Annotated in this window: 22 protein-coding genes and 1 pseudogene; 7 read left to right on the top strand and 16 right to left on the bottom strand. The window is 67.2% G+C overall.

Features of this window, described 5'->3' with window-relative positions:
* Position 1: 1 nt before the first annotated feature.
* On the bottom strand, positions 2-871 hold the full coding sequence (rfbA, locus tag ABD241_RS01250) for a glucose-1-phosphate thymidylyltransferase RfbA (RefSeq protein WP_344057608.1): 870 nt from the start codon (positions 869-871) through the stop codon (positions 2-4).
* Between the two features lie 78 nt (positions 872-949).
* On the opposite strand from rfbA, the gene rfbB reads away from it, so the two are divergent.
* Together rfbB and rfbD are read left to right on the top strand one after the other, a co-directional pair.
* Positions 950-1,969 (top strand): dTDP-glucose 4,6-dehydratase, encoded by a 1,020-nt coding sequence (rfbB, locus tag ABD241_RS01245; protein ID WP_344057606.1) that lies wholly within the window; start codon positions 950-952, stop codon positions 1,967-1,969.
* 2 nt (positions 1,970-1,971) lie between these two features.
* Positions 1,972-2,838, top strand: coding sequence for a dTDP-4-dehydrorhamnose reductase (rfbD, locus tag ABD241_RS01240; RefSeq protein ID WP_344057660.1), 867 nt, complete (start codon positions 1,972-1,974; stop codon positions 2,836-2,838).
* 15 nt (positions 2,839-2,853) lie between these two features.
* On the opposite strand, the gene ABD241_RS01235 is transcribed toward rfbD, so the two are convergent.
* Both ABD241_RS01235 and ABD241_RS01230 read right to left on the bottom strand, forming a co-directional pair.
* Positions 2,854-3,840 (bottom strand): SDR family NAD(P)-dependent oxidoreductase, encoded by a 987-nt coding sequence (locus ABD241_RS01235; RefSeq protein ID WP_344057604.1) that lies wholly within the window; start codon positions 3,838-3,840, stop codon positions 2,854-2,856.
* A gap of 62 nt (positions 3,841-3,902) precedes the next feature.
* Positions 3,903-4,394, bottom strand: coding sequence for a DUF4234 domain-containing protein (locus tag ABD241_RS01230; RefSeq protein ID WP_344057602.1), 492 nt, complete (start codon positions 4,392-4,394; stop codon positions 3,903-3,905).
* 295 nt (positions 4,395-4,689) lie between these two features.
* Between ABD241_RS01230 and ABD241_RS01225 the strand changes: the two genes are divergently transcribed.
* The 3 genes from ABD241_RS01225 to ABD241_RS01215 are packed head-to-tail and all read left to right on the top strand — an operon-like array spanning position 4,690 to position 8,195.
* On the top strand, positions 4,690-5,412 hold the full coding sequence (locus tag ABD241_RS01225; RefSeq protein WP_344057600.1) for a succinate dehydrogenase cytochrome b subunit: 723 nt from the start codon (positions 4,690-4,692) through the stop codon (positions 5,410-5,412).
* A gap of 3 nt (positions 5,413-5,415) precedes the next feature.
* The gene (locus tag ABD241_RS01220; RefSeq protein WP_344057598.1) at positions 5,416-7,455 is read left to right on the top strand and encodes a fumarate reductase/succinate dehydrogenase flavoprotein subunit; all 2,040 of its coding nucleotides are present in this window, start codon (positions 5,416-5,418) and stop codon (positions 7,453-7,455) included.
* Positions 7,452-8,195 carry a succinate dehydrogenase/fumarate reductase iron-sulfur subunit gene (locus ABD241_RS01215; RefSeq protein ID WP_344057596.1) on the top strand — a complete coding sequence of 248 codons (744 nt, stop codon included), beginning with the start codon at positions 7,452-7,454 and terminating at the stop codon, positions 8,193-8,195. Before ABD241_RS01220 ends, ABD241_RS01215 begins: the two co-directional genes overlap by 4 nt.
* Positions 8,196-8,283: 88 nt before the next feature.
* Here the strand turns inward: ABD241_RS01215 and ABD241_RS01210 are convergent, their stop codons facing one another.
* The gene (locus ABD241_RS01210) at positions 8,284-9,450 is read right to left on the bottom strand and encodes a nucleotide sugar dehydrogenase (protein ID WP_344057594.1); all 1,167 of its coding nucleotides are present in this window, start codon (positions 9,448-9,450) and stop codon (positions 8,284-8,286) included.
* A 71-nt stretch (positions 9,451-9,521) separates the two neighbouring features.
* On the opposite strand from ABD241_RS01210, the gene ABD241_RS01205 reads away from it, so the two are divergent.
* Positions 9,522-11,033, top strand: coding sequence for a D-alanyl-D-alanine carboxypeptidase family protein (locus ABD241_RS01205; RefSeq protein WP_344057592.1), 1,512 nt, complete (start codon positions 9,522-9,524; stop codon positions 11,031-11,033).
* Between the two features lie 31 nt (positions 11,034-11,064).
* Here the strand turns inward: ABD241_RS01205 and ABD241_RS01200 are convergent, their stop codons facing one another.
* From ABD241_RS01200 to ABD241_RS01170, 7 genes are all read right to left on the bottom strand, one after another.
* Positions 11,065-12,171 (bottom strand): YihY/virulence factor BrkB family protein, encoded by a 1,107-nt coding sequence (locus ABD241_RS01200; RefSeq protein WP_344057590.1) that lies wholly within the window; start codon positions 12,169-12,171, stop codon positions 11,065-11,067.
* A 3-nt stretch (positions 12,172-12,174) separates the two neighbouring features.
* Positions 12,175-12,705 (bottom strand): 2'-5' RNA ligase family protein, encoded by a 531-nt coding sequence (locus tag ABD241_RS01195; protein ID WP_344057588.1) that lies wholly within the window; start codon positions 12,703-12,705, stop codon positions 12,175-12,177.
* A gap of 55 nt (positions 12,706-12,760) precedes the next feature.
* Positions 12,761-13,795: a tryptophan--tRNA ligase gene (trpS, locus tag ABD241_RS01190; protein WP_344057586.1), complete on the bottom strand. Its 1,035-nt coding sequence runs from the start codon at positions 13,793-13,795 to the stop codon at positions 12,761-12,763.
* Between the two features lie 49 nt (positions 13,796-13,844).
* The gene (locus tag ABD241_RS01185; RefSeq protein WP_344057584.1) at positions 13,845-14,441 is read right to left on the bottom strand and encodes an arsenate reductase/protein-tyrosine-phosphatase family protein; all 597 of its coding nucleotides are present in this window, start codon (positions 14,439-14,441) and stop codon (positions 13,845-13,847) included.
* A 47-nt stretch (positions 14,442-14,488) separates the two neighbouring features.
* Positions 14,489-16,222 carry a DUF4012 domain-containing protein gene (locus tag ABD241_RS01180; protein WP_344057582.1) on the bottom strand — a complete coding sequence of 578 codons (1,734 nt, stop codon included), beginning with the start codon at positions 16,220-16,222 and terminating at the stop codon, positions 14,489-14,491.
* A gap of 45 nt (positions 16,223-16,267) precedes the next feature.
* Complete coding sequence (locus tag ABD241_RS01175) at positions 16,268-16,900, bottom strand: hypothetical protein (protein ID WP_344057580.1); 633 nt, start codon at positions 16,898-16,900, stop codon at positions 16,268-16,270.
* A gap of 112 nt (positions 16,901-17,012) precedes the next feature.
* Positions 17,013-17,663: a hypothetical protein gene (locus ABD241_RS01170; RefSeq protein WP_344057578.1), complete on the bottom strand. Its 651-nt coding sequence runs from the start codon at positions 17,661-17,663 to the stop codon at positions 17,013-17,015.
* Positions 17,664-18,077: 414 nt separating this feature from the next.
* On the opposite strand from ABD241_RS01170, the gene ABD241_RS01165 reads away from it, so the two are divergent.
* Complete coding sequence (locus tag ABD241_RS01165; protein ID WP_344057576.1) at positions 18,078-19,664, top strand: tyrosine-protein kinase domain-containing protein; 1,587 nt, start codon at positions 18,078-18,080, stop codon at positions 19,662-19,664.
* A gap of 124 nt (positions 19,665-19,788) precedes the next feature.
* On the opposite strand, the pseudogene ABD241_RS01160 reads toward ABD241_RS01165, so the two are convergent.
* The 5 genes and pseudogenes from ABD241_RS01160 to ABD241_RS20635 form a co-directional block, all read right to left on the bottom strand.
* Positions 19,789-20,837 (bottom strand): annotated as a pseudogene (locus ABD241_RS01160) (IS256 family transposase); the annotation flags it as partial.
* 72 nt (positions 20,838-20,909) lie between these two features.
* Positions 20,910-22,232, bottom strand: coding sequence for an O-antigen ligase family protein (locus ABD241_RS01155; protein ID WP_344057574.1), 1,323 nt, complete (start codon positions 22,230-22,232; stop codon positions 20,910-20,912).
* 175 nt (positions 22,233-22,407) lie between these two features.
* Entirely contained in the window at positions 22,408-23,367 is a 960-nt protein-coding gene (locus tag ABD241_RS20640) for a glycosyltransferase (protein ID WP_425580639.1), read from the bottom strand.
* On the bottom strand, positions 23,307-24,023 hold the full coding sequence (locus ABD241_RS01150) for a polysaccharide biosynthesis protein (RefSeq protein WP_344057572.1): 717 nt from the start codon (positions 24,021-24,023) through the stop codon (positions 23,307-23,309). The genes ABD241_RS20640 and ABD241_RS01150 overlap by 61 nt, the downstream gene beginning before the upstream one ends.
* 607 nt (positions 24,024-24,630) lie before the next feature.
* Positions 24,631-25,242: a glycosyltransferase gene (locus tag ABD241_RS20635; RefSeq protein WP_425580646.1), complete on the bottom strand. Its 612-nt coding sequence runs from the start codon at positions 25,240-25,242 to the stop codon at positions 24,631-24,633.
* Positions 25,243-25,469: the final 227 nt, after the last annotated feature.

Raw genomic sequence — 25,469 nt, 5'->3', positions numbered from 1 at the left:
CCTACCGTCCTTCGGCGATGAGCGAGCGCAGGTAGACGCCGTAGCCGCTCTTGTGCTGGTCCTCGGCGTGCCGCTCGAGCTGGTCGTCGGTGAGCCAGCCCTGGCGCCACGCGACCTCCTCGACGCAGCCGATCTTCTGCCCCTGCCGCGCCTCGACGACGTGGACGAACTGACTGGCCTCGATGAGGCCCTCGAAGGTGCCGGTGTCGAACCACGCTGTGCCGCGGGGCAGCACGCTGACGGTGAGGTCGCCGCGGCGCAGGTAGGCATCGTTCACGGCGGTGATCTCGAGCTCGCCGCGGGCGCTGGGCGTCAGCCCCTTGGCGATCTCCACGACGTCGTTGTCGTAGAAGTAGAGGCCGGGCACGGCATAGCTCGACCTGGGTTGGGCGGGCTTCTCCTCGATCGAGAGCACCGTGCCGTCGCCGTCGAACTCGACGACGCCGTAGGCCGTGGGGTCGGCGACGCGGTAGGCGAAGATGTGCCCACCGGCGACCTGGGTGTTGTCCTGGAGGCGCGTGCCGAGGCCCGGTCCGAAGAAGATGTTGTCGCCGAGGACGAGCGCGACGCTGTCGCCGCCGATGAAGTCGGCACCGAGGATGAACGCCTGGGCCAGGCCGTCGGGGCGGTGCTGCACGGCATACGTGATGCTCATCCCCCACTGCGAGCCGTCACCGAGGAGGCGCTCGAACTGCTCGGCGTCCTGGGGGGTGGTGATGACGAGCACCTCGCGGATGCCGGCCATCATCAGGGTCGAGAGGGGGTAGTAGACCATCGGCTTGTCGTAGACCGGCATGAGCTGCTTGCTGATGCCGCGCGTGATCGGATGCAGTCTGCTCCCGGTGCCCCCGGCGAGAACAATTCCCCTCATAAGTCCCACCCTAGGGGAAGCGCGAGAACGCCTTGACCGGCGAGGCTGGGAGCACGCTGAGCGGCTAGGCTCCGCGCCATGCGCCTACTCGTCACCGGCGGGGCCGGTTTCATCGGCTCCAACTTCGTCCTGCGGACCCGCGAGACCCGCCCGGACTGGTCGATCACCGTCCTCGACTCGATGTCGTATGCGGCCAACCGGGCCTCGCTGGAGCCGGTCCTCGGTGACGGGGCGGGCGACAACGCGGGCCCCGTGCGACTCGTCGTCGGCTCGGTGGCGGACGCGGCCGTCGTGGACCCGCTCGTGGCTGAGTGTGACGTCGTGGTGCACTTCGCGGCCGAGTCGCACAACGACAACAGCCTGGACAGCCCGTGGCCGTTCGTGGAGAGCAACGTCGTCGGCACGTTCACCCTGCTCGAGGCGGTGCGCCGGCACGACAAGCGGCTGCACCACATCTCGACCGACGAGGTCTACGGCGACCTCGAGCTCGACGACCCGGAGCGCTTCACCGAGGCGACACCGGTCAACCCGTCGAGCCCCTACTCGGCCACCAAGGCCGGCGCCGACCTGCTCGTGCGGGCGTGGATCCGCTCGTTCGGCATCAAGGCGACCGTGTCGAACTGCTCCAACAACTACGGCCCGCGCCAGCACGTGGAGAAGTTCATCCCGCGCCAGATCACCAACATCCTGCAGGGCATCAAGCCCAAGCTCTACGGCTCCGGGCTCAACGTGCGCGACTGGATCCACGTCGACGACCACAACGACGCCGTGGTCGCCATCCTCGAGCAGGGCCGGCTCGGGGAGACGTACCTCATCGGCGCCGACGGGGAGCGCGACAACCGGCAGATCGTGGCCCTGCTGCTCGAGCTGATGGGCAAGCCCGCCGACTGGTTCGAGCACGTCGACGACCGGCCGGGGCACGACCTGCGCTACGCCATCGACTCCTCCAAGCTGCGGCACGAGACCGACTGGCGCCCCCGCTACGGCGACATCCGCGCCGGCCTCGAGGCCACGATCGCGTGGTACCGCGACAACGAGGAGTGGTGGCTCAGCGCGAAGGACGACGCCGAGCGCGTCTACGCCAGGCTGTGCCGGTGAGCATGCCCGTCGGGGACTCGCTCCGCGTGCTGGTCACCGGGGCCGGGGGCATGCTCGCCCATGACCTGGTTCCGGCCCTGCGCGGCGCCGGGCACGTCGTCACCGCGATGGACCGCGCCGACCTCGACATCACCGACGCCTCCCAGTGCGTGGCCGGTGTCGAGGGACACGACCTCGTCGTCAACTGCGCCGCCTGGACAGCCGTCGACGCGGCCGAGGCCGACGAGGCCGGCGCCTTCGCCGTCAACGCGGTCGGCGCCGCCAACCTGGCGGCGGCTGCCCGGCGAGCCGGTGCGCGGATGGTGCAGATCTCCACCGACTACGTCTTCGACGGGGACGCCACCGAGCCGTATGCCGTCGACCACCCCATCGCGCCCCGCTCGGCCTACGGCCGGACCAAGGCGGCCGGCGAGTGGGCCGTGCGGGCCCTGTGCCCGGAGTCGTGGGTGGTCCGCACCGCGTGGCTCTACGGCGCCGGCGGCGGCAACTTCGTCGCGACCATGCTGCGCCTCGCCGCCGAGCGGGAGACGCTCACCGTCGTCGACGACCAGGTGGGCCAGCCGACCTGGACCGCCGACGTCGCCGACCTGATCGTGCGCCTGGTCGCGGCCCCACCGGCCTACGGCGTGCACCACGGCAGCGCGTCCGGACGGACGACGTGGCGCGGCCTGGCCCAGGCGATCTTCGAGGAGCGGGGCCTGGACCCCGATCGGGTGCAGGCCACCACGAGTGAGGCGCTCGGCCTTCCTGCGCCGAGACCGTCGTGGAGCGTGCTCTCGCACGAGTCGCTCGAACGCGCCGGGGTCCCGCCCATCCGCGACTGGCGTGCCGCACTCGCGGCCTACCTGTCACACAGCGACCCCGCCTGATCCGCGCCGGCCTGGTCAGCTGACCGACGTCGCGGGCCCGTCGGGTTCGGGCACGCCCGTCTGCTCCCGGACGAACCGCCAGAACCGCTCGACCTGTTCGGGCGTCTCGACCCCGACGGGCGCGTAGTGCGTCGGTCGGCGTCGCCGGTCGTGCCAGAAGCCACCGGAGCCGATGGGCTCCGCGGTGGCGGTGAGCCAGACGGCGGTGTCGGCCCCCGAGTCCGCGTCGCGCAGCAGCGGCCCGGTGAGCGCGGCGAAACGCGGTAGCGAGTCCGTGACTCCCGGGGTGTCGGCCCAGCCCGGGTGCATCGAGTGCACGGTGATCCGGTCGCGGGCCAGGTCGCGGGCCCACAGCTGCGTCAGCACGAGCTGCATGCGCTTGGTGCGGGCGTATGCCGTGACGCCGGAGTAGTCGCCGCGCGCGTACTCGGCGTCGTCCACGGCGAGGCGCTGCCCGTATGCGCCGCCGGACGTGACGACGACGACGCGACCCCCGGCGAGCACGTCACGCAGCCCGTACGTCAGCACGTGTGGGCCGAGCACGTGGGTGGCCAGGGTGAGCTCGTGGCCCTCCGGCGTCGTCGTCCGCCGCGGCGGCATGACACCGGCGTTGTGCACGACGGCGTGCAGGGCGGGGACCTCGTCGACGAAGTGCCGGGCGAAGTGCGCGGTGGCGGCGAGGTCGCTGATGTCCGCGACGTGCACCCGCACGTGCGCGAGCGGCTGCTGCTGCAGCAGCTCGGACCGCGCCCGGTCGAGCCGCCCGGCGTCACGCCCGGTGAGGTGGACGACGGCGCCGAGGCGGGTCAGGCCCCGGGCGGCAGCCAGCCCCAGGCCGCCGCTCGCACCGGTGACGAGGACGTGGCGGCCGGCCAGCGCCCCCGGCTCCGGGTCGGCGGGCCACCACCTGCGGCGAAGGGCCGGGCCGATCTTGGAGTAGCCGAGGACGAGGGACTTGTCCATCGCCCAGTCGAGGGCCGCGGCCGCCGCGGGGAGCACCATGCCGCTCACCCTAGTGAGCGGCATGGTGTCGTTCCCTGGGCGGCTCGCAGACGCTTATGGCGTCAGCCGCGCGCGCCGACCGAACGCCAGTAGGCGTTGAGCGCGCCGTTCGTCTTGACGAACCAGACGATCGGACCGATCACGATGATCGCGCCGAGCAGTGTCCACAGACCCGTCACCGCCGAGACAGGCGCCTGCTGGCCGCGCCGTTCGTAGAGGCGGGCCACCTCTCCAGGGGTGAGGAACGAAAGCACGATGCCGAAGAAGAGGGCGATGACGAGGGCCAGGCCACCGCCGAGCCCCTCACCGGTGTGACGCTTCATCTCCTCGTGAGTCTGGTAGTACCAGACAAGGGGGTAGATGCCGAGAGTGACGATCGAGAGGAGGATGCACGATCCCGTGGATCGCACCTTCCCCACCGGACCGCTCGGGACCGGGGCGAAGGGGCCCGGCTGCTGCCACTGCGTCACCGCCGACGCTGGTGCGGGTGCCGCTAAAGCGACTGGAGGCGGCATGGTCTCTGCCGTCTGGGGGTTGGTGAAGTCTTCGGTCACGATCGTTGATCTCCCTGCGCTCGACGGGGCTCCCTGCCCCGCGTCCGCCCGAAGGCTAGGGGTCACTGATCAGGCGTGTCCGACTTTTCACGATTTCCCGCTGGTCACTCCCGCGGCGGCGCCTCCTAGGGCTCAGCCGGCGGCTGGGATCCTGGACGGCGGCCGCACTCGGTTACGGCCCGCCGCCACCCGGCGTACGTGTTGGTGTCGAGGGTTGCTGTTGACATTGTCACAAGCGGCCTCATACCAGCGGGTAGGAATTTGGGTGCGGAAACCGCAGGGATAAAGTGCGCAGGTGGCCACCAACACTCTCCCAGCGACGGGAACTCCTCGACCCGCGTCGGCACGCCGCACCACCGTGTTCATGAAGCTGCTCATGGCCCTTTCGGGTGCGCTCTTCGTGCTCTACGTGCTGCTGCACATGTACGGCAACCTCAAGATCTTCGGCGGCGTCGCGGCGTTCGACGAGTACGCCCTGCACCTGCGCACCATCCTGATGCCGATCCTGCCCTTCGGCGGGTTCCTCTGGATCTTCCGCGCGGTGCTCGTCGTGTCGCTCGTCGCCCACGCGTACGCCGCCTTCTGGCTGTGGAGCCGCGCCAACGGCGCGCGCACGACCCGCTACGTGGCCAAGCAGGCCGCCAAGGCGACCCTGCGCAGCCGGATGATGCGCTGGGGCGGCATCGCGCTGCTGCTCTTCCTCGTGTGGCACCTGCTGCAGTTCACGATCCTCAAGATCAACGTCGGCAGCGAGGCCGCGGGCGACAGCGCCGGCAAGCTCGTCATCTCGAGCTTCCAGGTCTGGTGGGTCGTCGTCATCTACCTGCTCGCCCTCGTCGCCCTCGGCATGCACCTGTGGCACGGCGTCTGGAGCGCCGCCCAGACCCTCGGCTGGACGAGCAGCACCAAGGCGCGCCGCGCCGCCAGGACGACCGGGCTGGTCATCGCGCTGGTGACCGCCATCGGCTTCGCGCTCCCGCCGCTCGCCATCCTCTTCGGAATCGTCAAGGGAAGCTGATCCATGACCGACACCCACGCAGCCCCCGCCGCGACCCTCGCTCCCGAGGCCCCCGCCGCGCCCGCCGCCCCTGAGGCGCCCGGCGTCGTGCACGGCCTGTACACGGAGGGTTCGCCCCTCGTCGACGCGAAGGCCCCGAGCGGCCCGATCGAGTCGCGCTGGGACAAGCGCAAGTTCGAGGCGGCCCTCGTCAACCCGGCCAACCGTCGCAAGCTCACGGTGATCATCGTCGGCACCGGCCTGGCCGGTGGCGCGGCCGCCGCGACGCTCGGCGAGGCCGGCTACCACGTGAAGTCCTTCTGCTACCAGGACTCCCCGCGCCGCGCCCACTCGATCGCCGCGCAGGGCGGCATCAACGCCGCCAAGAACTACAAGGAGGACGGCGACTCCGTCTACCGCCTCTTCTACGACACCGTGAAGGGCGGCGACTACCGCTCGCGCGAGTCGAACGTCTACCGCCTGGCCGAGGTCAGCGCCAACATCATCGACCAGTGCGTGGCGCAGGGCGTGCCCTTCGCCCGCGAGTACGGCGGCCTGCTCGACAACCGCTCCTTCGGCGGTGTGCAGGTCTCGCGCACCTTCTACGCCCGCGGCCAGACGGGCCAGCAGCTGCTCATCGGCGCCTACCAGGCGCTCGAGCGCCAGGTCGCCGCCGGCACGGTCGAGACCTTCACGCGCCACGAGATGCTCGAGCTCATCGTCGTCGACGGCAAGGCCCGCGGCATCATCGCCCGCGACCTCGTCACCGGCGAGATCGAGACGCACCTCGCCGACGCGGTCGTGCTGGCGAGTGGCGGCTACGGCAACGTCTTCTTCCTGTCGACCAACGCGATGGGCAGCAACGTCACGGCCACCTGGCGCGCGCACCGCAAGGGCGCCTACTTCGCCAACCCGTGCTACACGCAGATCCACCCGACCTGCATCCCGGTCGCCGGCGAGCACCAGAGCAAGCTGACGCTGATGTCGGAGTCGCTGCGCAACGATGGGCGCATCTGGGTGCCCAAGAACGCCGCCGACTGCGACAAGGACCCACGCGACATCCCCGAGGAGGACCGCGACTACTACCTCGAGCGGATCTACCCCTCCTTCGGCAACCTCGTGCCCCGTGACATCGCCAGCCGCCAGGCCAAGAACGTCTGCGACGAGGGCCGCGGCGTCGGCCCGAAGGTCGGCGACTTCCGCCGCGGCGTCTACCTCGACTTCACCGACGCCCTGCAGCGCATGAGCGCCGAGGCCGTCGCCGAGAAGTACGGCAACCTGCTCGACATGTACCAGCGCATCACGGGCGAGAACCCCTACGAGGTGCCGATGCGCATCTACCCCGCCGTGCACTACACGATGGGTGGCCTGTGGGTCGACTACGACCTGCAGTCGACGATCCCGGGCCTGTTCGTGGCCGGTGAGGCGAACTTCTCCGACCACGGCGCCAACCGCCTCGGCGCGAGCGCGCTCATGCAGGGCCTCGCGGACGGCTACTTCGTCCTGCCCAACACGATCCGCGACTACCTCGCCAAGGGCCCGTTCCCGAAGATCGACGAGTCGCACGAGGCCGTCGCCGAGGCCCGCGCCTCGGTCGACGCGCGCGTGGAGAAGCTGCTGTCGATCAACGGCGACCGCTCGGTCGACTCCTTCCACCGCGAGCTCGGCAACATCATGTGGGAGTACTGCGGCATGGAGCGCTCCGAGGAGGGGCTGCTCAAGGCGATCGACCTCATCCGCGGCCTGCGCGACGAGTTCTGGCGCAACGTCCGGGTGCTCGGTGCCGCCGACACGCTCAACCAGAGCCTCGAGAAGGCCAGCCGCGTGGCGGACTTCCTCGAGCTGGGTGAGCTGATGTGCATCGACGCCCTCCACCGCCGCGAGTCCTGCGGTGGCCACTTCCGCGCCGAGTCCCAGACCGAGGACGGCGAGGCGCTGCGTCAGGACGACGAGTTCGCCTACGTCGCCGCCTGGGAGTGGAGCGGGCAGGACGGCACGCCGGTCCTGCACAAGGAAGACCTCGTCTACGAATTCGTCGAGCTGAAGCAGCGGAGCTACAAGTGAACCTAACCCTCAAGATCTGGCGCCAGGCCGGCCCCAAGGCCAAGGGCGACATGGTCACCTACTCGGTCACCGACATCTCCGAGGACATGTCGTTCCTCGAGATGCTCGACGTCCTCAACGAGCAGCTCAACGCTCGCGGTGAGGAGCCGATCGCCTTCGACTCCGACTGCCGCGAGGGCATCTGCGGCATGTGCGGCCTGATGATCTCCGGACAGGCCCACGGCCCCGAGGTGACCACGACGTGCCAGCTGCACATGCGCAGTTTCACGGACGGCGACGAGATCACCGTCGAGCCGTGGCGCGCCGACGCGTTCCCCGTGATCAAGGACCTCGTCGTCGACCGCTCGGCGTTCGATCGGATCATCCAGGCCGGCGGCTTCATCAGCGCCAACACGGGCGCGGCCCCCGAGGCGCACTCGGTGCCGGTGCCCAAGCCCAACGCCGACCGCTCCTTCATGGCAGCGGCCTGCATCGGCTGCGGCGCCTGCGTCGCCGCGTGCCCGAACGCCTCGGCGATGCTCTTCACGGGCGCGAAGCTCACGCACCTCGGCGAGCTCCCCCAGGGCCAGCCGGAGCGCGAGGCGCGCGTGGTCAGCATGCTCAACCAGCACGACCACGAGGGCTTCGGCGGCTGCACCAACGTCGGCGCCTGCTCCGAGGCATGCCCCAAGGAGATCCCGCTCGACGTGATCAGCCAGCTCAACCGGGACCTGCGCACGGCGCTCATGCACGGCGAGTGACCCTGCCGCCCGGACCGTAGAACGACGAACCCGCCCTGGTCTTCCAGGGCGGGTTCGTCGGTCCTGCAGGCCTCCCGCAGGCCTCGGCTCAGTCGCGCCCGTAGATGTCGCGCGTGTAGACCTTGTGCCGGACGCCCTCGAGCTCGTCGGCGTGCCGGTTGGCGACGATGACGTCCGAGACCGACAGGAACTCGTCGAGGTCCCGGATGACGCGCGAGTGGAAGAAGTCCTCGTCCTCCAGGGACGGCTCGAAGACGACGACGTCGATGCCCTTGGCCTTGATGCGCTTCATGATCCCCTGGATGCTCGAGGACCGGAAGTTGTCGGAGCCGGACTTCATGACGAGGCGGTACATCCCGACGACCTTCGGGTCGCGCGCGAGGATGTCGGTGGCGATGAAGTCCTTGCGCGTCGTGTTGGACTCGACGATGGCGTGGATGAGGTTCTGCGGCACCTGGTCGTAGTTCGCGAGCAGCTGGCGCGTGTCCTTCGGCAGGCAGTAGCCGCCGTAGCCGAACGACGGGTTGTTGTAGTGCGAGCCGATCCGCGGGTCGAGGCCCACGCCCTCGATGATGGAGCGCGTCTCCAGGCCGTGGGTCGCGGCGTAGGTGTCGAGCTCGTTGAAGTAGGCGACCCTCATGGCGAGGTAGGTGTTGGCGAAGAGCTTGATCGCCTCGGCCTCGGTGGGCTCGGTGAAGAGCACCGGAATGTCCTCGTCCTCGGCCCCCTCCACGAGCAGCGACGCGAACTCCTTGGCCTCCGGGCCGGTGTCGCCCACGACGATGCGGCTCGGGTGCAGGTTGTCCCACAGCGCCCTGCCCTCGCGGAGGAACTCCGGGGAGAAGATGATGCGCAGGTCGGGCTGCCGCTCTCGCATCCGCTGGGTGAAGCCGACGGGCACCGTCGACTTGATGATGACCGTCGACTGCGGCGCGTGCGCCACGACGTCGTCGATGACCTGCTCGACCGACGCGGTGTTGAAGTGCATGGTGTCGGGGTCGTAGTCGGTCGGGGTCGCGATGACGACGAACGACGTGTCTGCATACGCCTCCTGCGGGTTCGTCGTCGCCCGCAGGTCGAGGTCACCGCGCTCGAGGAACGACTCGAGGTCGGTGTCGATGATCGGCGACCGGCCGGCGTTGACGAGCTCTGCCCGGTCGGCGTCCACCTCGAGGGCGACGACCTCGTTGTGCTGGGCGAGGATGGCGGCGTTGGACAGGCCCACGTAGCCGAGGCCGACGACAGTGATCTTCACATCCTCACCCTAACGGCGCGATCCGCGCCTTTCGGACACCCGTCAGGACGGCGGGTTACCCTGTCCCCGCGATGACGCCCCCGGTTCCCTCCCGACGGCGCCCGCGGGCGACTGTGGCCGCGGGCGCTGCCAGTGCGCTCGTGCTGGCCCTCACGATGGCGTATGCCGTCTCGCCGGCCTCGGCGGCCGACGCGCACACCGCCCTGCCGCAGGTTGCACCGGTCGCCGGCCCCTCGTGCAAGCCGTGGCAGGCACCGGCGACCGTGCCCGTCGGAAAGCCGCTGCCGCCGAGGGTCTTCCCCACGAGCGCGACCCCCGCGCCGACCCCGACGGCTGCTCCCACAACCAGACCGGTCACGCCAGCACCCGGCTCCAGCGGAACCCAGCGGGCGCCGAAGCCGGGCGCGATGCATGCGGCGCCGAAGGAACGGGTCGTCTGCCTCAGCGTCGCCCCCACGCCCTTCCCCCAGCCGAGCTGGGACCCGGCTACCGTCGTGGGTGGCCCGGAGCTGGCCGCCACCGGCGTGGTCACGGACCGACCGGCCTCCGTGCCGGCTCCCCCGGCGGTCTACGACGTCTCCTACGTCATCGCCGACCTGGAGACCGGTGAGATCCTCGCTGCCAAGTCACCCCATGCGTGGCTCCGGCCGGCGAGCACCCTCAAGGCCCTCACGGCGCTGACCCTGATGCCGCGTCTGAACCCCAAGCGCGTTGTGGTCGCGGGCCAGGATGCCCAAGCAGCCGCGGGGTCGCGGGTCGGCATCCTCGCGGGCAACCGCTACCCGGTTGCGAGCCTGTTCGACGCCATGCTGATGTTCTCGGCCAACGACGCCGTCTACGCGCTCGCCGACGCTGCCGGCGGCTACGCGAAGACGGTGACGCTCATGAACGAGGAGGCGGCCCGCGTCGGCGCCCACGACACCCTGACGGTGGACCCCAGCGGCCTGGACGAGGGCGCGCAGCGCTCCAGCGCCTACGACCTCGCGCTGATCGGCCGCGACGCCATGCGCCTGCCGGCCTTCCGCGCCACCATCGTCAAGCGCGACGCGGTCTTCCCGGGCGGCAAGGACAAGCGGGGCAAGACGTGGCCGGCCTTCCACATCCTCAACATCAACGAGCTGCTGACGCACTATCCCGGCGCCATCGGGATCAAGCCCGGCCGCACCGACCGCGCCCAGCACACCTTCATCGGTGCCGCTACGAGAGGCGGCCGCACCCTCGTGGTCAGCGAGATGGGCAGCATCACCGGCTCCTGGAAACCGACGGCCGCCCTCCTCGACTGGGGATTCAAGTACGCCGCCCGCGTCCAGCCGGTGGGGCGGCTCGTCGAGCCGGGTGAGGCGGCGGCGCCCACCGCCGCAGCGCCGGCGTCGACAGAGGAACTCGACGCGGCCGGCTCTGGCCCGGCCGCGCTGGCCCAGCAACCCGGCACGGTGAGGCCTGCTCGGAGCGGGCTGGCTGCCGAGCTGGCACGCTACGGCGTCACACCGTCACTGCTCGCGCCGGCTGCGGGCCTGTCGGCCGCTGTGCTCGGTGTCGCGCTCCTGGCCGTCCGCCGGCGCCGGCGCCGCCGTCGGGCCTGACCCGGTCCCGGTCAGTCCAACCAGCGGCCGCTCAGCGGCGGCGCAGCCGATGCAGGCCCGCCACGGCCGCCACCCCAGCAGCACCCACGACCGCGCCCGCCGCGAGGCTGACGCGGTCGACCGCGCGGGTCGCCGGGCGCCGACCCGGGGCGGTGCGGTGCGCAGAGACGGGGGCTGCGGCATACGGCACGAGGGTCGTGTCGGCGGTCGCCGGCAGCGGTGCGACGAACGCGGGACGCAGGGCCCGCGCGAGCGCCGAGCGCTTCGTGTTGTCGCCGAGCCGGCGCAGGTCGACGTCGCCCACGACCCACGCCGCGGACAGCAGGATCACCTTCGACATGAGGTTGAGCCAGAAGAGGAGGCCCACTGCCACGGCGACGGCTCCGAGCAGCGGGTTGCCGCTGACGTGGCCGATGAGGAAGCCGGCGAAGAGCTTGAGCACGGTGAGGACGGTCGCCCCGAGGACGGCGCCCTGGCGCACCTCGCGCATCGGCAGCGGGGCGCCGGAGAGCATCCGGAGCAGCACGACGAGGATCAGGGTGTCGAAGACGATGCCGACGACGAGGCCCACCAGGCCGACGAGCGGGCCGTTGCCGGCCAGTCCCACCCAGCCGGCGACCCGCTGGGCCAGTCCGCCGACGACGCTCGTCAGGATCGCCGACACGGCGATGGCCAGGCCCATGGTCACGAGGACGAAGAGGTCCCGGGCCTTCGTGTGCAGCAGGTTGCCGGTGGAGGCCTCGAGGCCGAAGATGCCACGGATGCCGGTGCGAAGGGCCCCGACCCAGCCCAGCCCGGCGAGCAGCAGCGTGACGAACGAGATGATGCCGGTCAGGGTGAGCGTGAGGCTCGTCGGCGCCTGGACGCTGATGATGCCCTGCGGGTGGTCCGGGGTCTTGACCATGCCGGGCAGCGTCGTGTTGAGGTAGTCGGCGATGGTCGTGACGAGGTCCGGGCGGCCTTGGAGCACGAAGCCGAAGATCGCGAAGGCGAGGGCCAGCGCGGGGAAGATCGAGAAGAAGGCGAAGTAGCCGACGCCGGCTGCGAGGAGGTCACCGTTCGACTCGCCGTAGCGCGTCCACGCCCGGTAGGGGCGGGTCCCCTTGAGCCGCTCGAGCAGGGGCTGCAGCGAGGGCACCCGTCAGTTCCCGGCGAGCGCGAACTCGTGCACCGGACGCCAGACGCCGTCCTCGCCCTGCTCGTAGAGGTGGTACGCGTTCACCTCGAACGCCACGGAGTAGTCGGCGAGGTCTTCGAAGGCCTTGTCGAGCGCGTCCGCGGGGACGTTGTGCGCCACCGTCACGTGCGGGTGGTAGTAGAAGTCGAGGTCGCGGCGGATCGGTCCGGACCGCAGCGCCACCTCGAGCGCCTCGCAGTTGGAGACGCCCTGCGCCACTTGGATGAAGACGACGTCGGACAGCGGGCGGAAGGTGCCGGTGCCGCGGAGCACGACCCGGAACGACGTGTGGGTGGCCGCGACGTGCGCGCAGTGGGCCCGGAAGGCGGCGTACGCGTCGCCGTCCACCTCGGTGGGCGGCAGCAGCGTGATGTGCGCGGGGATCTGCCAGGCCGCCGGGTCACCGAAGTCGTCGCGGCGCTGCTGCAGGTAGTCACCGTGCGGGGCCGGGATGGGGATCGAGACGCCGATCGTGGTCGGGCGCGCAACACTCACACCCCCGACGGTACCGAACGGGCCGGGTGCCGCCCCCTCCGGGCCAGTCACGAGCTCAGGAGCGCCGGACCGAGCTGAGCAGGCCCACCTTGTCGTAGACGCGGCGGACGGTTGCCTCGGCGACGGCACGGGCGCGCTCGGCACCGTCCTGGAGGATGCGGTCGAGCTCGGCCGGGTCGTCCATGAGCTCGAGCGTGCGCGTGCGGAACGGGGTGACCGCCTCGACGACGACCTCAGCGACGTCCTTCTTGAGGTCGCCGTAGCCCTTCCCTGCGTACTGCTCCTCGAGGAGCGCGACGGGCGTGCCGGACAGCGCCGAGTGGATCGAGAGGAGGTTGGAAACGCCCGGCTTGTTGTCCTCGTCGTAGCGGATCTCGCGCTCGGTGTCGGTGACGGCCGAGCGGATCTTCTTGGCGATGCGCGACGGCTCGTCGAGCAGGCTCACCAGGCCGGCGTCGGAGGCGGCCGACTTGCTCATCTTGGCGGTCGGCTCCTGCAGGTCCTGGATCTTGGCCGTGGCCTTCATGATGTGCGGCTCGGGCACGACGAGCGTGTCGCCGAAGCGCTGGTTGAAGCGGCCGGCGAGGTCACGGGAGAGCTCGAGGTGCTGGCGCTGGTCCTCCCCCACCGGCACGACGTTGGCGTCGTAGATGAGGATGTCGGCGGCCTGCAGCACTGGGTAGGTGAAGAGGCCGACGTTGGTGTTGGTGCCCTTGGCGGACTTGTCCTTGAACTGCGTCATGCGGCTGGCCTCGCCGAAGCCGGTCAGCGTGCCGAGCACCCAGTAGAGCTCGGTGTGCTGGGCGATGTGGCTCTGCACGAAGAGCGTCGAGCGCGTCGGGTCGACGCCGCCGGCTATGTACTGGGCGGCGGTGATCCGGGTGCGCTGGCGCAGCACGTCCGGGTCGGGCGCGACGGTCAGGGCGTGCAGGTCGGCGACGAAGTAGAAGGCGTCGTGCGTCTCCTGCAGCCGCACCCACTCGACCAGCGCACCGATGTAGTTGCCGAGGTGCAGCGAGTCGCTCGTCGGCTGCATGCCGGACAGGCTCCGGGGCGCGTGGTTCGAAGGCATGGGTGCATTCTGGCCCATCGCGACCGCGCTCCCCCAACCCGGGGCATTCGTGGCCGCAGCGTCGTGCTCAGGGCGTCAGCGCCTGCTCCACGGCCGGCAGAAGGTTCTCGACCGCGTCAGCCATGACGGCAAATGCCTCGGGGCCCTGCCGGTAGGGGTCAGGGATGTCCGACTCGGACAGCGGCAAGGGCGGAACGAGGCCGCGACGGGACGCGGCGAGGGCGGCGACGCGGGCCACCCACGACGCGCCCGGGTCTGTCTCGTCGAGCTCGTCCATCTCGTCGGCACTGGCATCCGCGACGAGGTGCGCGAAGTCGGCGAGAGTGAAGCATCTGGCCATGGCGCGAGGGCTCAGCCGAACCACCTCGGCGCGGTGCGCGCGGGTTGCTGTGAGAACGAGGTCCGAGTGGGCAATCATCTCGGCCGTGAGCTGCCGGGCCTTGAATCCCTCGGTCTCGGCGTCCCGCTGCCGCAGCTGAGCGACCGAGCCAGGGTCGATCGGTGAGCCGACGAGCGCGCCGGTGCCGCCACTCGACACCTCGATACCGGTCCCATGGAGCAGCTGGGCAAGTCGACGCTCGATGTAGGGCGAGCGGCAGACGTTGCCCGTGCACACGACGAGCACCCGCCCTGCCCGGCCCCTCGCACCGCTGCTGTCAGTCACGTTCCACCTTCAGTTGTCTCGGCTGGTCGTTCCTCGCGCGCAGCATCTCACCGCGTCTTGGTGCCGCACGACGCGGGCCTGACCTTCGTGGTCTGAGGCAGCACCAGGGGCTGGACCCACGTCGTCACCGGCCCTCGAGCAGCGGGGGGCTCCTCCACGTGCAGCACCAGCGTGCGGGTGACGCCGGGCGGGAGATCCACCGTCGCGGTGAAGACCGGCCGACCGCGCTCGGTGTCGGACGACAGGAGGGTCGGCTTGCCGTCGAGGGTGGGGCTGTTGAAGTGGGCGCCCTTGGTGGCGTAGTAGCCGACCAGAAGACGGCTCGTGCCCAAGGGCTGCCCGGCCTGGGCCGGGTCTGCGGTGCCTGCGGCATACGAGCCCAGCCCGGTCGCGGGTGCGGTGTTCGTCAGCTTGATGGTGACCGTGGCTGTGGGATCAGGGCCCGGGCACGCAGATGTGTAGGTGACGTTGCGCGCCAAGTAGTAGTCGAGCTTGTTGCCGCCGGCGTTGTTGATCACCACCCCGGAGAAGAGTCCAGCGGTGTCGTCGAGCTGTCCGGCCACCGGGTATTTCGCCAGCAGACGCTGCTCCTGCGGTGCCGTGCTGTAGACCACGAGGCGGCGCTCATCGATGGCATTCCCGAGGGCCTTGATCAGACCGCTGGCGTTCGACGGTCCCCGACTCAGCACGTGGTCGCCCACGGCCTTGGACAGGTCCACCAGGAAGCGCTTGCGCTCGACTTGGTCATCGAACCGCGCGTAGGTGTCCCGCTCCGACAGTGCGACCACGTTGTCAGCGGTGACCACGGTGCCGTCCGCCATGCGGGCAGGCCCGGTCGCCTTGAGCAGCATGGCGAGCGCCGAGGGGTCGGTCGCGATGACGCCATCGAGTCGCTCCCCCGCCTTGGCCTGCCAGAAGCGGAGCAACAGCTCTGCCGCATACGGGAAGTGCGGGCTCACCGTGACGTTGCCGAAGAAGTGCCCGACATCGGAGCCCTCATAGTGCGACAGGAAGTCGGCGTCGAATCCCGTCGTCGGCACGTCCAGTCCGGCGAAGTCGCTGTCGATGCCGAAGCGCTCGAACGAGACCTTGCCGTGGTCTGCCCGCAGAATGGCGTAGCCGCCGGGCAGGCCACCGAGTCCCCTGGCCTCCGCGTTGTTCTGGAAGGCCATGAGGTAGCGCCGGGTGCCCTGAGCCCCAAGCATCGGCGGGAGCAGGTCGACCGTGTCGCGGGTCGTGCGCAGCTGCCCGGCTAGATCGGTGACCTGGGAGAGCAGGGTCGATCGAGCAGAGTCGACAGTTCCCAACCCGGTCGTCGGCAGGGCGCGCACGCTGCCAAGGATCGTGTCGGTGGCCGTCGACGCGTGCTCCAGCGGCTGTTGGGCTGCGATGAGCGGGGTGAGGTCGATGCTGCCGTGACCGGTCGCGAGCTTGTCGCCGAGGACGTCGTGGCGCACGGCGCGAAGGTCGGGCAGCACCTCGGTCGCAAGCTCGTCGACCGCACCCGCCGCCCCTCGCACGGTCACGAAGGGGGGCCCCATCCACGGGAGCCGGGCCGGCATGCCCCACACGGGGCCGTCGGTCAGGGAACGGGCCGCCGCCGACTCCCGCTGCACCGTCGCGAGATGGTCGCTCACCTGCGTGGCCGGCGCGTGCGGAGCAACGAGATCGGCCCGGAGCATGGCAACCGCCACCTGCGCGTCGCGCAGGTGGCGGTTGACCTGGTATGCCGTGTAGGCCAGGACGATGCCGTAGCCCACGACCAGTGCGGCAACGGTCACGAGCACCACGCGCCAAGGGCGGCGCGGCCGACCGTGCCTCACTGATCAGACAGCAGGGTTGACGTGCTTGCGACGCCGGGATGCGACCATGAGCGCGCCGCCGGCCAGCATCAGGGCAGCGCCGCCACCGATGATCCCGGCCACGTTGGCGCCGGTCATCGCGAGGCCGCCTCCGTCGCCGGCAGTCGTGCCGCCGGTGGTCGTGCCGCCGGTGGTCATGCTGCCGCTGCTCGCGCCGCCGCCGCCCGCGGGAGCGGGCGTGACAGTCAAGCTGGCGCTCTTCACGACGCCCGAGCTGATGCCGCTCAGGGTGAAGGTGTGATTGCCGTTGGGAAAGTTGTCCGGAATGACGAACGAGCCGCTGATCACGCCCTGTGCGTTGGCGACATAGGTGCCGGTGCGGACCGTGGTCGAGTGCAGCTCGCCTTGGGCGCTCTCGCCGGGCTTGAAACCGTCGCCCTCGAAACGGAACCTCTCGCCGCGGTGGCCCTTGTCGTGGTCGAGCTTGAGCTTGCACTCCTTCGGCGGGTAAGCGCGTCGGTCATCGTCGCGCTTGCAGTGCCCGTTGCCATTGCCGTTGCCGTTGGCGGCGGTCGCCGTCGTGGCCCCTGCGATGACGCCACCGGCGAGGACGGCCGACAGGCCGAGGACGGCGATAGATGCCTTGGTAGCGCGCATTGAAGATTCCCCTAAGTGTGATGGCCAAGTCTGGCGAGCTCGATACTAGCGGCAAATCGCAGCAATTGCCCCTTTTCACTCGGTCCGGCTCAGCTGCGCCGGATTCGGCCGCTCACGCAGCGGGCGACCAAGCCGCCAGATCAGCGGCGGAGCGCCACGTCTGGCCAGCGACGAGGAGCCAGCCGCCGGTATCGACGACACTCAACGAGATCCGTCCCTCAGCGCCCTGGAGAGGGGCCTTCACGCAAGCGACTCGCGTCATCGAACCCTCGGCCGCTTGCGACACCTCGATACCGTGACACCCGTCGGCGATGCGCGCGACATAAGTGCTGGTCGCGCCGCTGTCTTCGCGGACGGAGAGGGCCATGCCTCCCGTGGCAGTTGTGTACTGCGTCCAGCGCAAGCCACCGTCAGTCGATCGGACGATTCGGCCGTCGACGCATAACGCAACGGCTTGAACGGCGCTGACGCGTGCGAAGTCGATGATCGATGCGCTCCCACAGGGACGTGCGTCGGCGAGCTTCGGGGTAATGAGGAGCCCGGGCTGCTTCCCCCCGGGAACGCGCGACCAACCACCCTGCACGGCCACTGGAGAGCTCCAAGTCTTGGCGTCGTCCTCAGTGGCGCGTTCATGAGCCGTACAGTCGTCGCGTGCGCCGATGATGAATCCGCGCAAGCCCTCAAGCGGTTGAATCCGGCCAAGCGCGTGGGCGGGAGCGGGGCGCTCCGTCCACGTTCGGCCGCCGTCCACGGTGACGTTCAAGCGTGCACCCGGGCCGCTGCAAGTACCGACGTCGGCACGCCAAGCTCGCTCATCATCAACCGCGGTGATGACCTCCCTAACCGGCAAGACGCGCACGCGATGCGAGGATGCCAAGGTCGGCGTCGCGAGACTGGTGGCGACGACGCGGGTAGGGACATGGGCCGGTGGAGCCGCCACCGGCTGAAATGCCAGGACGACGAGAACCCCGTCTAGGAGGAAGAGAGCTATCAGCGCCCCGAGGGCAAGGCGACCCCCCGGGCCGCCTGTCGTCCACCGCATCACGAGGCCCACCTTACGGAGCGGCCCGACCCGAGCGGCGCATCTCGACCGGTCGGCATAAGGTAGCCATGTGTCGGGAATGTCCGACAGGGAGCTGCGCGATCAGGGCGCGGCCTGCCGAGAGAGACGACGACTGTGGAACTGCAGGACTACTTGAACGTCATCCGCAAGCGATGGATGATCATCGTCGCGATGACGCTCGTGACCGTTGGTCTTTCAGCCGCATACTCGGTGCTTGCACCACGAACCTACGGAGCAACCACTCAGTTCTTCGTGTCGACATCCGGCGACGACTCCGCTACTGCCTTGCAACAAGGCAACACGTTTACGCAGGCGCGAGTGAAGTCCTACTCCCAACTTCTGGACTCGCCCAAGGTGCTCGACCCCGTCATTAAGCAGGTCGGTCTCAGTACCACGGCGGATAAACTTTCGGAAGAGGTCACCGCCACAGTCCCGCTCGACACAGTGATCATCGACGTCAACGTCACGAGCGACTCAACTGTCACTGCACAGCGCATCGCCGCGGCGATTGGACTCGTCTTCCCCCAGACCATTCAGGAACTCGAGCGCAAACCCGGTCAAGCAAGTCCTGTTAAGGTCACCGTTGTTAAGGATGCCACCGCGGACCCGGTTCCAGTCAGCCCCAGGCCGCTGCGCAACCTGGCGCTCGCTCTCGCGCTTGGTCTGATGCTCGGCTTCGGGGCAGCCGTGCTGCGTGACCTTCTCGACAAGTCGATCAAGTCCCAGCGCGATCTGGAGGAGGTGACTGACGGAACCATCCTCGGCGCTATCGCCTTCGACACTGATGCGTCGGCTCACCCCCTCATCGTCCAGGTGGATCCACACTCCAAGCGTGCCGAGGCGTTCCGCTCGCTGCGAACCAATCTGCAATTCGTCGACGTCGCGAACCCCCCAAAGTCGATTGTCGTCACCTCCTCTCTCCCCGGCGAGGGCAAGTCCACAACGACGGCTAATCTCGCGCTGAGCCTCGCCGAGACGGGCCTCAAAGTGGTCGTGATCGAGGGCGACCTACGGCGTCCACGGCTTCTGGACTATCTCGGCTTCGAGGGCTCCGTCGGGCTCACGGACGTGCTCGTGGGGCGAGCCGAGGTGGACGACGTCTTGCAACAGTTCGGGCGCACGGGTCTTCGACTGCTCGGCGCTGGCCCGATCCCGCCCAATCCCAGCGAACTTCTGGGGTCGGCTAACATGGAGCAACTGGTCGCCGACCTGACCAATCGCTTCGACTATGTCCTCATCGACGCCCCGCCGCTACTGCCGGTCACAGACGCCGCCGTACTCAGCACGATTGTTGACGGCGCACTTGTGGTTGTCGGGGCTGGTATAGCCGAGCGCGAACAGGCGCGTCGCGCGCTCGAATCTTTGGAGCAGGTCAACGGTTCGCTCCTCGGCCTCATTCTCAACCGAGTCAAGGCCCAGGAGTTAGGCGCGGGCTACGGAACCTACGAGTACGATTATCGGCCCGAAAGTGAGCGGCAGCGTGCCAAGGGCCGCTCTCGGCGAAAGCGTCAGCGGCCGACGCTCGCCCCTGAGCAGCCCGTGCCCTTGAGCCCTCGTCCCCCTGCGGGAGTCAGCCCCCACGAGTCCCAGACTAGACCTGCCCACCGCCCCTCATCTGCACCTGCCGCGGCTGCACCACCGGCCCCGAAGACTAAAGACCCTGAAGCTGACTTTCCCGTAGCGGACTCGATCTTCAAGTGACACGCAGGGTGTCGACGACGGTCGAGAAAGAGGCCACCCAGACAGATTGGATCGGCGAGCTTAGTAGAGGATTGGTCAAGTCCGGATGCGTGGTGTATCACGGTGATCCGTTGGGGTTGTTCGGTTAAGCGTTGATGTCGCCGGCGATCATGTCGGTGTTCACCTCCTCAGGATCGGTGTCGGACTCGCGGTCGGTCACGACAGCGCTGGCACTCTTGAGGGCTCGGCGCCGAGGTAGCGGCGTTGCTCGGCCCACTCGTCGAGCTGCTCGGCCAGGACTGCGCCGACGAGCCCGGATGATCGCCTCGCGGTCGGGAAAGACCCACGACGTCGGTGCCGCGCCGGGTCTCACGGTTGAGGCGCTCGTTCGGTTTGTTGCTCTAGATCTGGCGCCAGATCTCCTTCGGAAACACGATGAAGCAGGATGTCCGCGCGGGCCAGCTCAACGTGCTCAGCGACCGCTGGGAACTTCTCGTACAGGCCTTCGAGGACCCGGTCGAACGGGGCCTTCACGGACTCACGTCGGGCTGGTCGTACACCGAATAAAGCAGCGCCTTGACCCAGCCCAACCCGATTTCGGGGTGACGCTCATGAGGATCGCGGAGTAGTGGGTGCGGCAGCGCTGCCACGACGCGGCGGGCAGCGTCGGTCCGATCGCCTCCACGAGGCCAGCGTGCGCATCGGAGGTCACCAGCGCCACGTCCTGGAGGCCGCGGGCGGTCAGGTCTCGGCAGAAGCCGCCAGCCAGCCGCAGATTCGTTTGTCGCGATGTGGATCCCGAGGACTTCGCGGTAGCCGTCGGCGTCGACATCGGTAGCCACCATGACAGCCACGTTCACGACCCGGCCGGGTTCGCGGACCTTCATCGTCAACACGTCCGCCGCGACGAACGTGTACGAACCTTCGTGCAGCGGTCGGGTGCGGAACCGCCGACCTGCTCGTCGAGGTCGCGGGACAACACCGAGACCCGCGAGACCGACAGACCGGTGATCCCGAGCGTCTTGACGAGCTCGTCCATCCGCGGGTGCTAACCCCAAGCAAGTCGCAGGTCGCCCCCACCGTCGTCAGCGCCGCCTCCGCGCGGCGGTGCCGTTCCAGGATCCAGTCGGGAAAAGGTCCCTCGCGCAGCTTCGGTATTGCCACATCGAGGGTGCTTGCGCGGGTGTCCAAATCGGCGCAGTGAGCTAGAGCCTTCTCGCAATTGGTGGCCTATGCAATTTCTGCAGACAGGTTATTCGCGCTGCTCTAGCGAGCGAACGACCGGTACTCGCTGGCTCCCTGAGACGGATCCGTATCCCGAGACCCGGCCATCACATTAAGGAGCGCCGCGGGCAGGAATACGACCCAAAGGGAGTCAAACTTGTCAAGATACGGGTTCGTTGCATTTGCGACCAAGAAAGCCACCCAACCTGCAAGGACCGGCGTGGCGTAAGGCGCAAGCCACGGCGCCCGACGCGTAGCAGATACCAATTTAGCGGCGGGCGCACTGAGGGCGAACAGGTACAAAGCGCCGCCTACGATACCGGTGGTGAACAACAGGTCCATGTAGGAAAGTTCGTAGGCCCATGGACGCAAGGGGTCGCGCACCTGCGCGACCGTTGCGCCGAACCCATGACCAACGAAGGGGCTGTCGGAGAAACCCTGCCAGAGCTGCCAAAACTGCTCGGCCCGCACAGTGTCATCTTCTCTGCTGGACGAGACAAACCCGCTTAGAAGACGACCCCAAACTGCGCCGGCGTCCAATCCGACCCACCACGCCACAAGCAATGCGAACACTACAGCGAAGGCAACGGGCACACCCAAGCGCCCCTTGAGTCCTCGCCTCGAAATGACGACCCCAAGAACCGCCAAGACGAGGGGCGTTAACGCAACACCAAGCAGCAGGCCCCTGCGACCCGATAGAACCGCGAGCGCCAGACCCAATAGACATGCTGATACTAGCCATCGTCTGCGCACAGGGACCTTCATTTTATGCGGCCAAGTCACCAGCAACGCAGCCGCGAAGGGAAGCAGGAACGTTAGGGTCGCAAGCGTAGTGAAGCTAGCCGTCGAAGCCCCCGGTGCTGGAGAATAGTAAATCTGCGACTGGTCTATCGTGACTACGAACAACCATCTCGGGAGCTTCCCCTGTTGAACTAAGATCCATGTGCACCCATACGCGCCTATTGCATTAGCAGCAAAAACCATGACCCGGAAAAGGTGATCGAGGTGCGAACGCTCCGAGATGCCGGAAACAAGTAGCGCAAACACCAAGGGCCAAACGATGTAGACAGATATCCCGGCAGACGCGCCCGGATTATTCCGCATCTCCCCATAAAGAGTAAATACAGTCCCTAGCGTCGCAACCAAAATAACCACCATGAGAAGGCCACGGCGCACTTTCAATACCCCGAACAACCACGCTCCTACAATCGCAAGCAGGACCACGACTAGCAGTACCAACCTGATCGACTGATATTTCGTGGGAACAAAGAGCATGCCGAAAAAGAGCGCGTATCCAGCCAATCGAGCAATCGATGGCTTGTATTGCAGGGACTGTTCCATTTCTCCCCCGCCTGAGCCCTTCATAACCGCACCATCACAACGCCGCGGTCGCCCCGATTTCCTTGAACTGCTAAAGATCGAAGCGCCCCCTGAACGCCGTTCAAAGCTCATCAAAGACACCACTCGCTTCCCGCATCGCCGCGAAAACACACGTTTACCACCGGCACACCATGCATCCCATCAACGCCTCGGCCATGCATCACCTGAGGACCGTTACGGAACCCGGCCGTCGCAACTCTTCGAACTGAAGACTCAGAGCACTACGCCGAGCTCCCTGGCCTTCACTTCTACGCGCGACGCTACGTGCCACAAACTCGATAACGGCCAAGAGTGCAAGGTAAGCATCAGTCCCCGTCTCCCCCCTCTTTCGCCAATACCGAATTCGGCTGATGCGACCAGCTACATAAGCCCTACCCGACGACGCAGACGAGCTCACTCCTCCGACATGCAGACCATAGGTCTCAGTATGTAGCGTGCAACCCCCATATTGCGAGGCGCGTTCGCAAATATCCACATCTTCATAATAGAGTTCAAACCTCTCATCAAAACCCCCGAGTCGCTTAAACACTTCGACGTTAATCACAAGGAGGGCACCCATCAGTTGACCGACGCGCCGCCAGTCGCCACGCACCCCAGCTTTCTGACGGTAGACCGCGGGACCGACGACAGCCTTGACTGCCTCGCGAATTCTTGAGGGTAGCGGTCGGCAACTGAGCCACGGGTAATTTAGCGTAGGAACTATGTCTCCGCCCACGATTCCACCATGCAGCGCGCGTTGGGCGAGCGGCCTCAAAGATTTTGAAATAAACACATCCGGATTTATGAAGGCGAGTACTGGAGCCTTCGCAGCGCCATGCCTGGCACCCAAGTTGCATCCCTTACTGAACCCCTCGTTTGAATTCGCCACATATGACACCGCGGGATTCGATCGGCCCAACTTTGAAACGATGGCCTTAGTCATCTCGTCGCTCGAGTTGTCCACAACGACAACGGCGGCCACCGCTGGGTCTGTAGCACAAGCACGGACACAGTCCTCTATGGTCTCCGCGGATTTGTATGCCACGATAACCACGGAAACAATTCCCGGACCTACCACTTTTATATCTCCGAAACTTCGACAGGCCGGGTTGGCCTCATGGTCGTGTTGGACGACTTCCATATCAGCAAAGTCAAAGCCGCCAAGAACACATAGACCAAGGACGAGACCATGGCCACGCGTGCCGACGACTGTGATGCCGCGCTCGGTATGTAGAGCGACGAGGAAACGAGGGCCACAAGACCTAGAAGCGCCGCCCAACGCTCCCCCCCCATCCTCTGCAGGGAAGCCAAGGCGACCCGTGCGGGTCCTTGCGCAATGACGCCAGGCAGCAATAGCCAAATAAGCACGACGGCTCCATTGTACGCCGGCAGGATCGCCGGCAGTGCGAACGTGACACCTATGCCGAGGACGACACCTGCAATGAGACTAACCAAAGCATTCAGTTTTATGAAGCGCCAGTCACGGTCCCGAAGGCTGTGTGCATCGCCTGTACCGTCAGACGCAAACACTCTCAAGGCGAAGGCCTCGGCAACGCTCCAGACCAGAGCCACAGCAGCTACGGCCACCGAGTACACGCCCAAGGCCGACCTACTGGCGAACACGGAAAGCAGGATAACGTCAAGCCTATACAGCGCCTGGAAGCCCACTGCGCTCACATGAGCGTAGCCGGACACTTGAAGGACAGCGCGTAGATCGCCTCGTCTCGGCGTCAGCGTCCCCATTATTCGATAAAAAGAGGGGACACCGACGACGGTGCTAAGGGCCATGGCTGCCATCCAGCATACGACAACCCAGGTCGCGGAATGAGTTATGAAGGCCACCGTAACTGATACAGCAGCGTAGCCCAACGACTGAACGATCCATGCGTTTCGAAAAACGCGGTGCTCGCCAAGTGCTTGAACGCTGCGCAGAATCAGGAGATTGATTGAGACGAGTGAGGCGCCAGCCATAACTAAAGCTACTCGAGTGAACGACGTCGCATCGACTGGACCCACCCATAGTGCCCACGCCACGCACAACAGCCCAGCGGCCACGACTAACACGCCCACTTGGATTTGGTAACCTGCGCGCAACCCGACCGCGGCCTGGATTTGGACTCTAGAAGCGCCCATGAAGAGGCTCATGCTCAATGCGATGCCGAAAAGGGTGCTGGCGCTAATAAAGGCTGCGACAGTCCCGCGGTCACTTGGCCCCAAGATAGCTGCGGTAGCGAAGGTGCCCACCGCGTTGCCGATGAGCGGCGAGGCCTGGGATACGAGAAGGTGCGCTATGGCACTGCCTCGAACCTGTTTCCATCTTTGCCATCCCACGTCAGGGCCTCAAGTCTTTCAGTGTGTGTCGGTATGGCTTGCACCACGAGTGAGCGGGCCAAGGCATAGTAGTTCACCCCCGCCCTAGGACAGCTTCCCTCCACGCAGGACCCCACGCCTCGTAACTGTAGTGTCGGCGTACTGCAGCCGACATCCGCGTGCCCAACGAACGTCGTTCACGTTGGCCCATTTCGATCAAGTCAAGTATCTGCTCAGCCCATTCGGGCGCCGGAGAAGCGGAACGTCCGCCAATATTTGAAAGTACCTGGCGATTCACTCCGACGGGGCTGCCCACACACGGCAGACCGGCCGCGGCATATTGGAGCAACTTGTAACCGCATTTCCCGCGAGTCCAGGGGTCGTCAAGCATGGGCATTATCCCCACGTCAGCCTTCACCATTTCGGCACCTACCCGCGAGAGACTCCACTCCACTCGGTCCACCATCGGCTGCAAGGGTCCAAGCTCGGCATTCCCGCTGCTCACGATTACCAAGCGCAGCCCAATGGACTTGTTAAGTTTCAGTAAAGCCGGCGCGACAGTCTGCAGATAGGGCTCGGTCCCCGGCGAACCTACCCAAATCGCTACGGGCGTTGCCCCGACGTCATATTTGGATTTGGCGCTGTAATGACTCGGCTCTATGCAACTCGGTATGACGTGCACCTTTGACTTGCTTGTCACCGCCATAGCGTGCGATGCGAGATAGTCGTTTCCCGCAATTACTACGTCGGCAGCAGCGACTGCTTTTGCCCACATCTGTGGTTTCGAGCCCAAACGCCGCAGGCCACCTGCATTCCCATGGAAAAGGGCGTCATCAAAGTCATATACTCCCCGACCCGCCTTTTCGAGCAGACGCCGCTCAATGGAACCGTTCGACAACGGAGACGCCATCTTGGACATCAGGACGGTATGAC

The organism is Terrabacter lapilli (assembly GCF_039531305.1).
Classification (GTDB): Bacteria; Actinomycetota; Actinomycetes; order Actinomycetales; family Dermatophilaceae; genus Terrabacter; species Terrabacter lapilli.
Note: the sequence above shows the minus strand (reverse complement) of the source record. Positions and strands in the feature narration are given on the sequence as shown.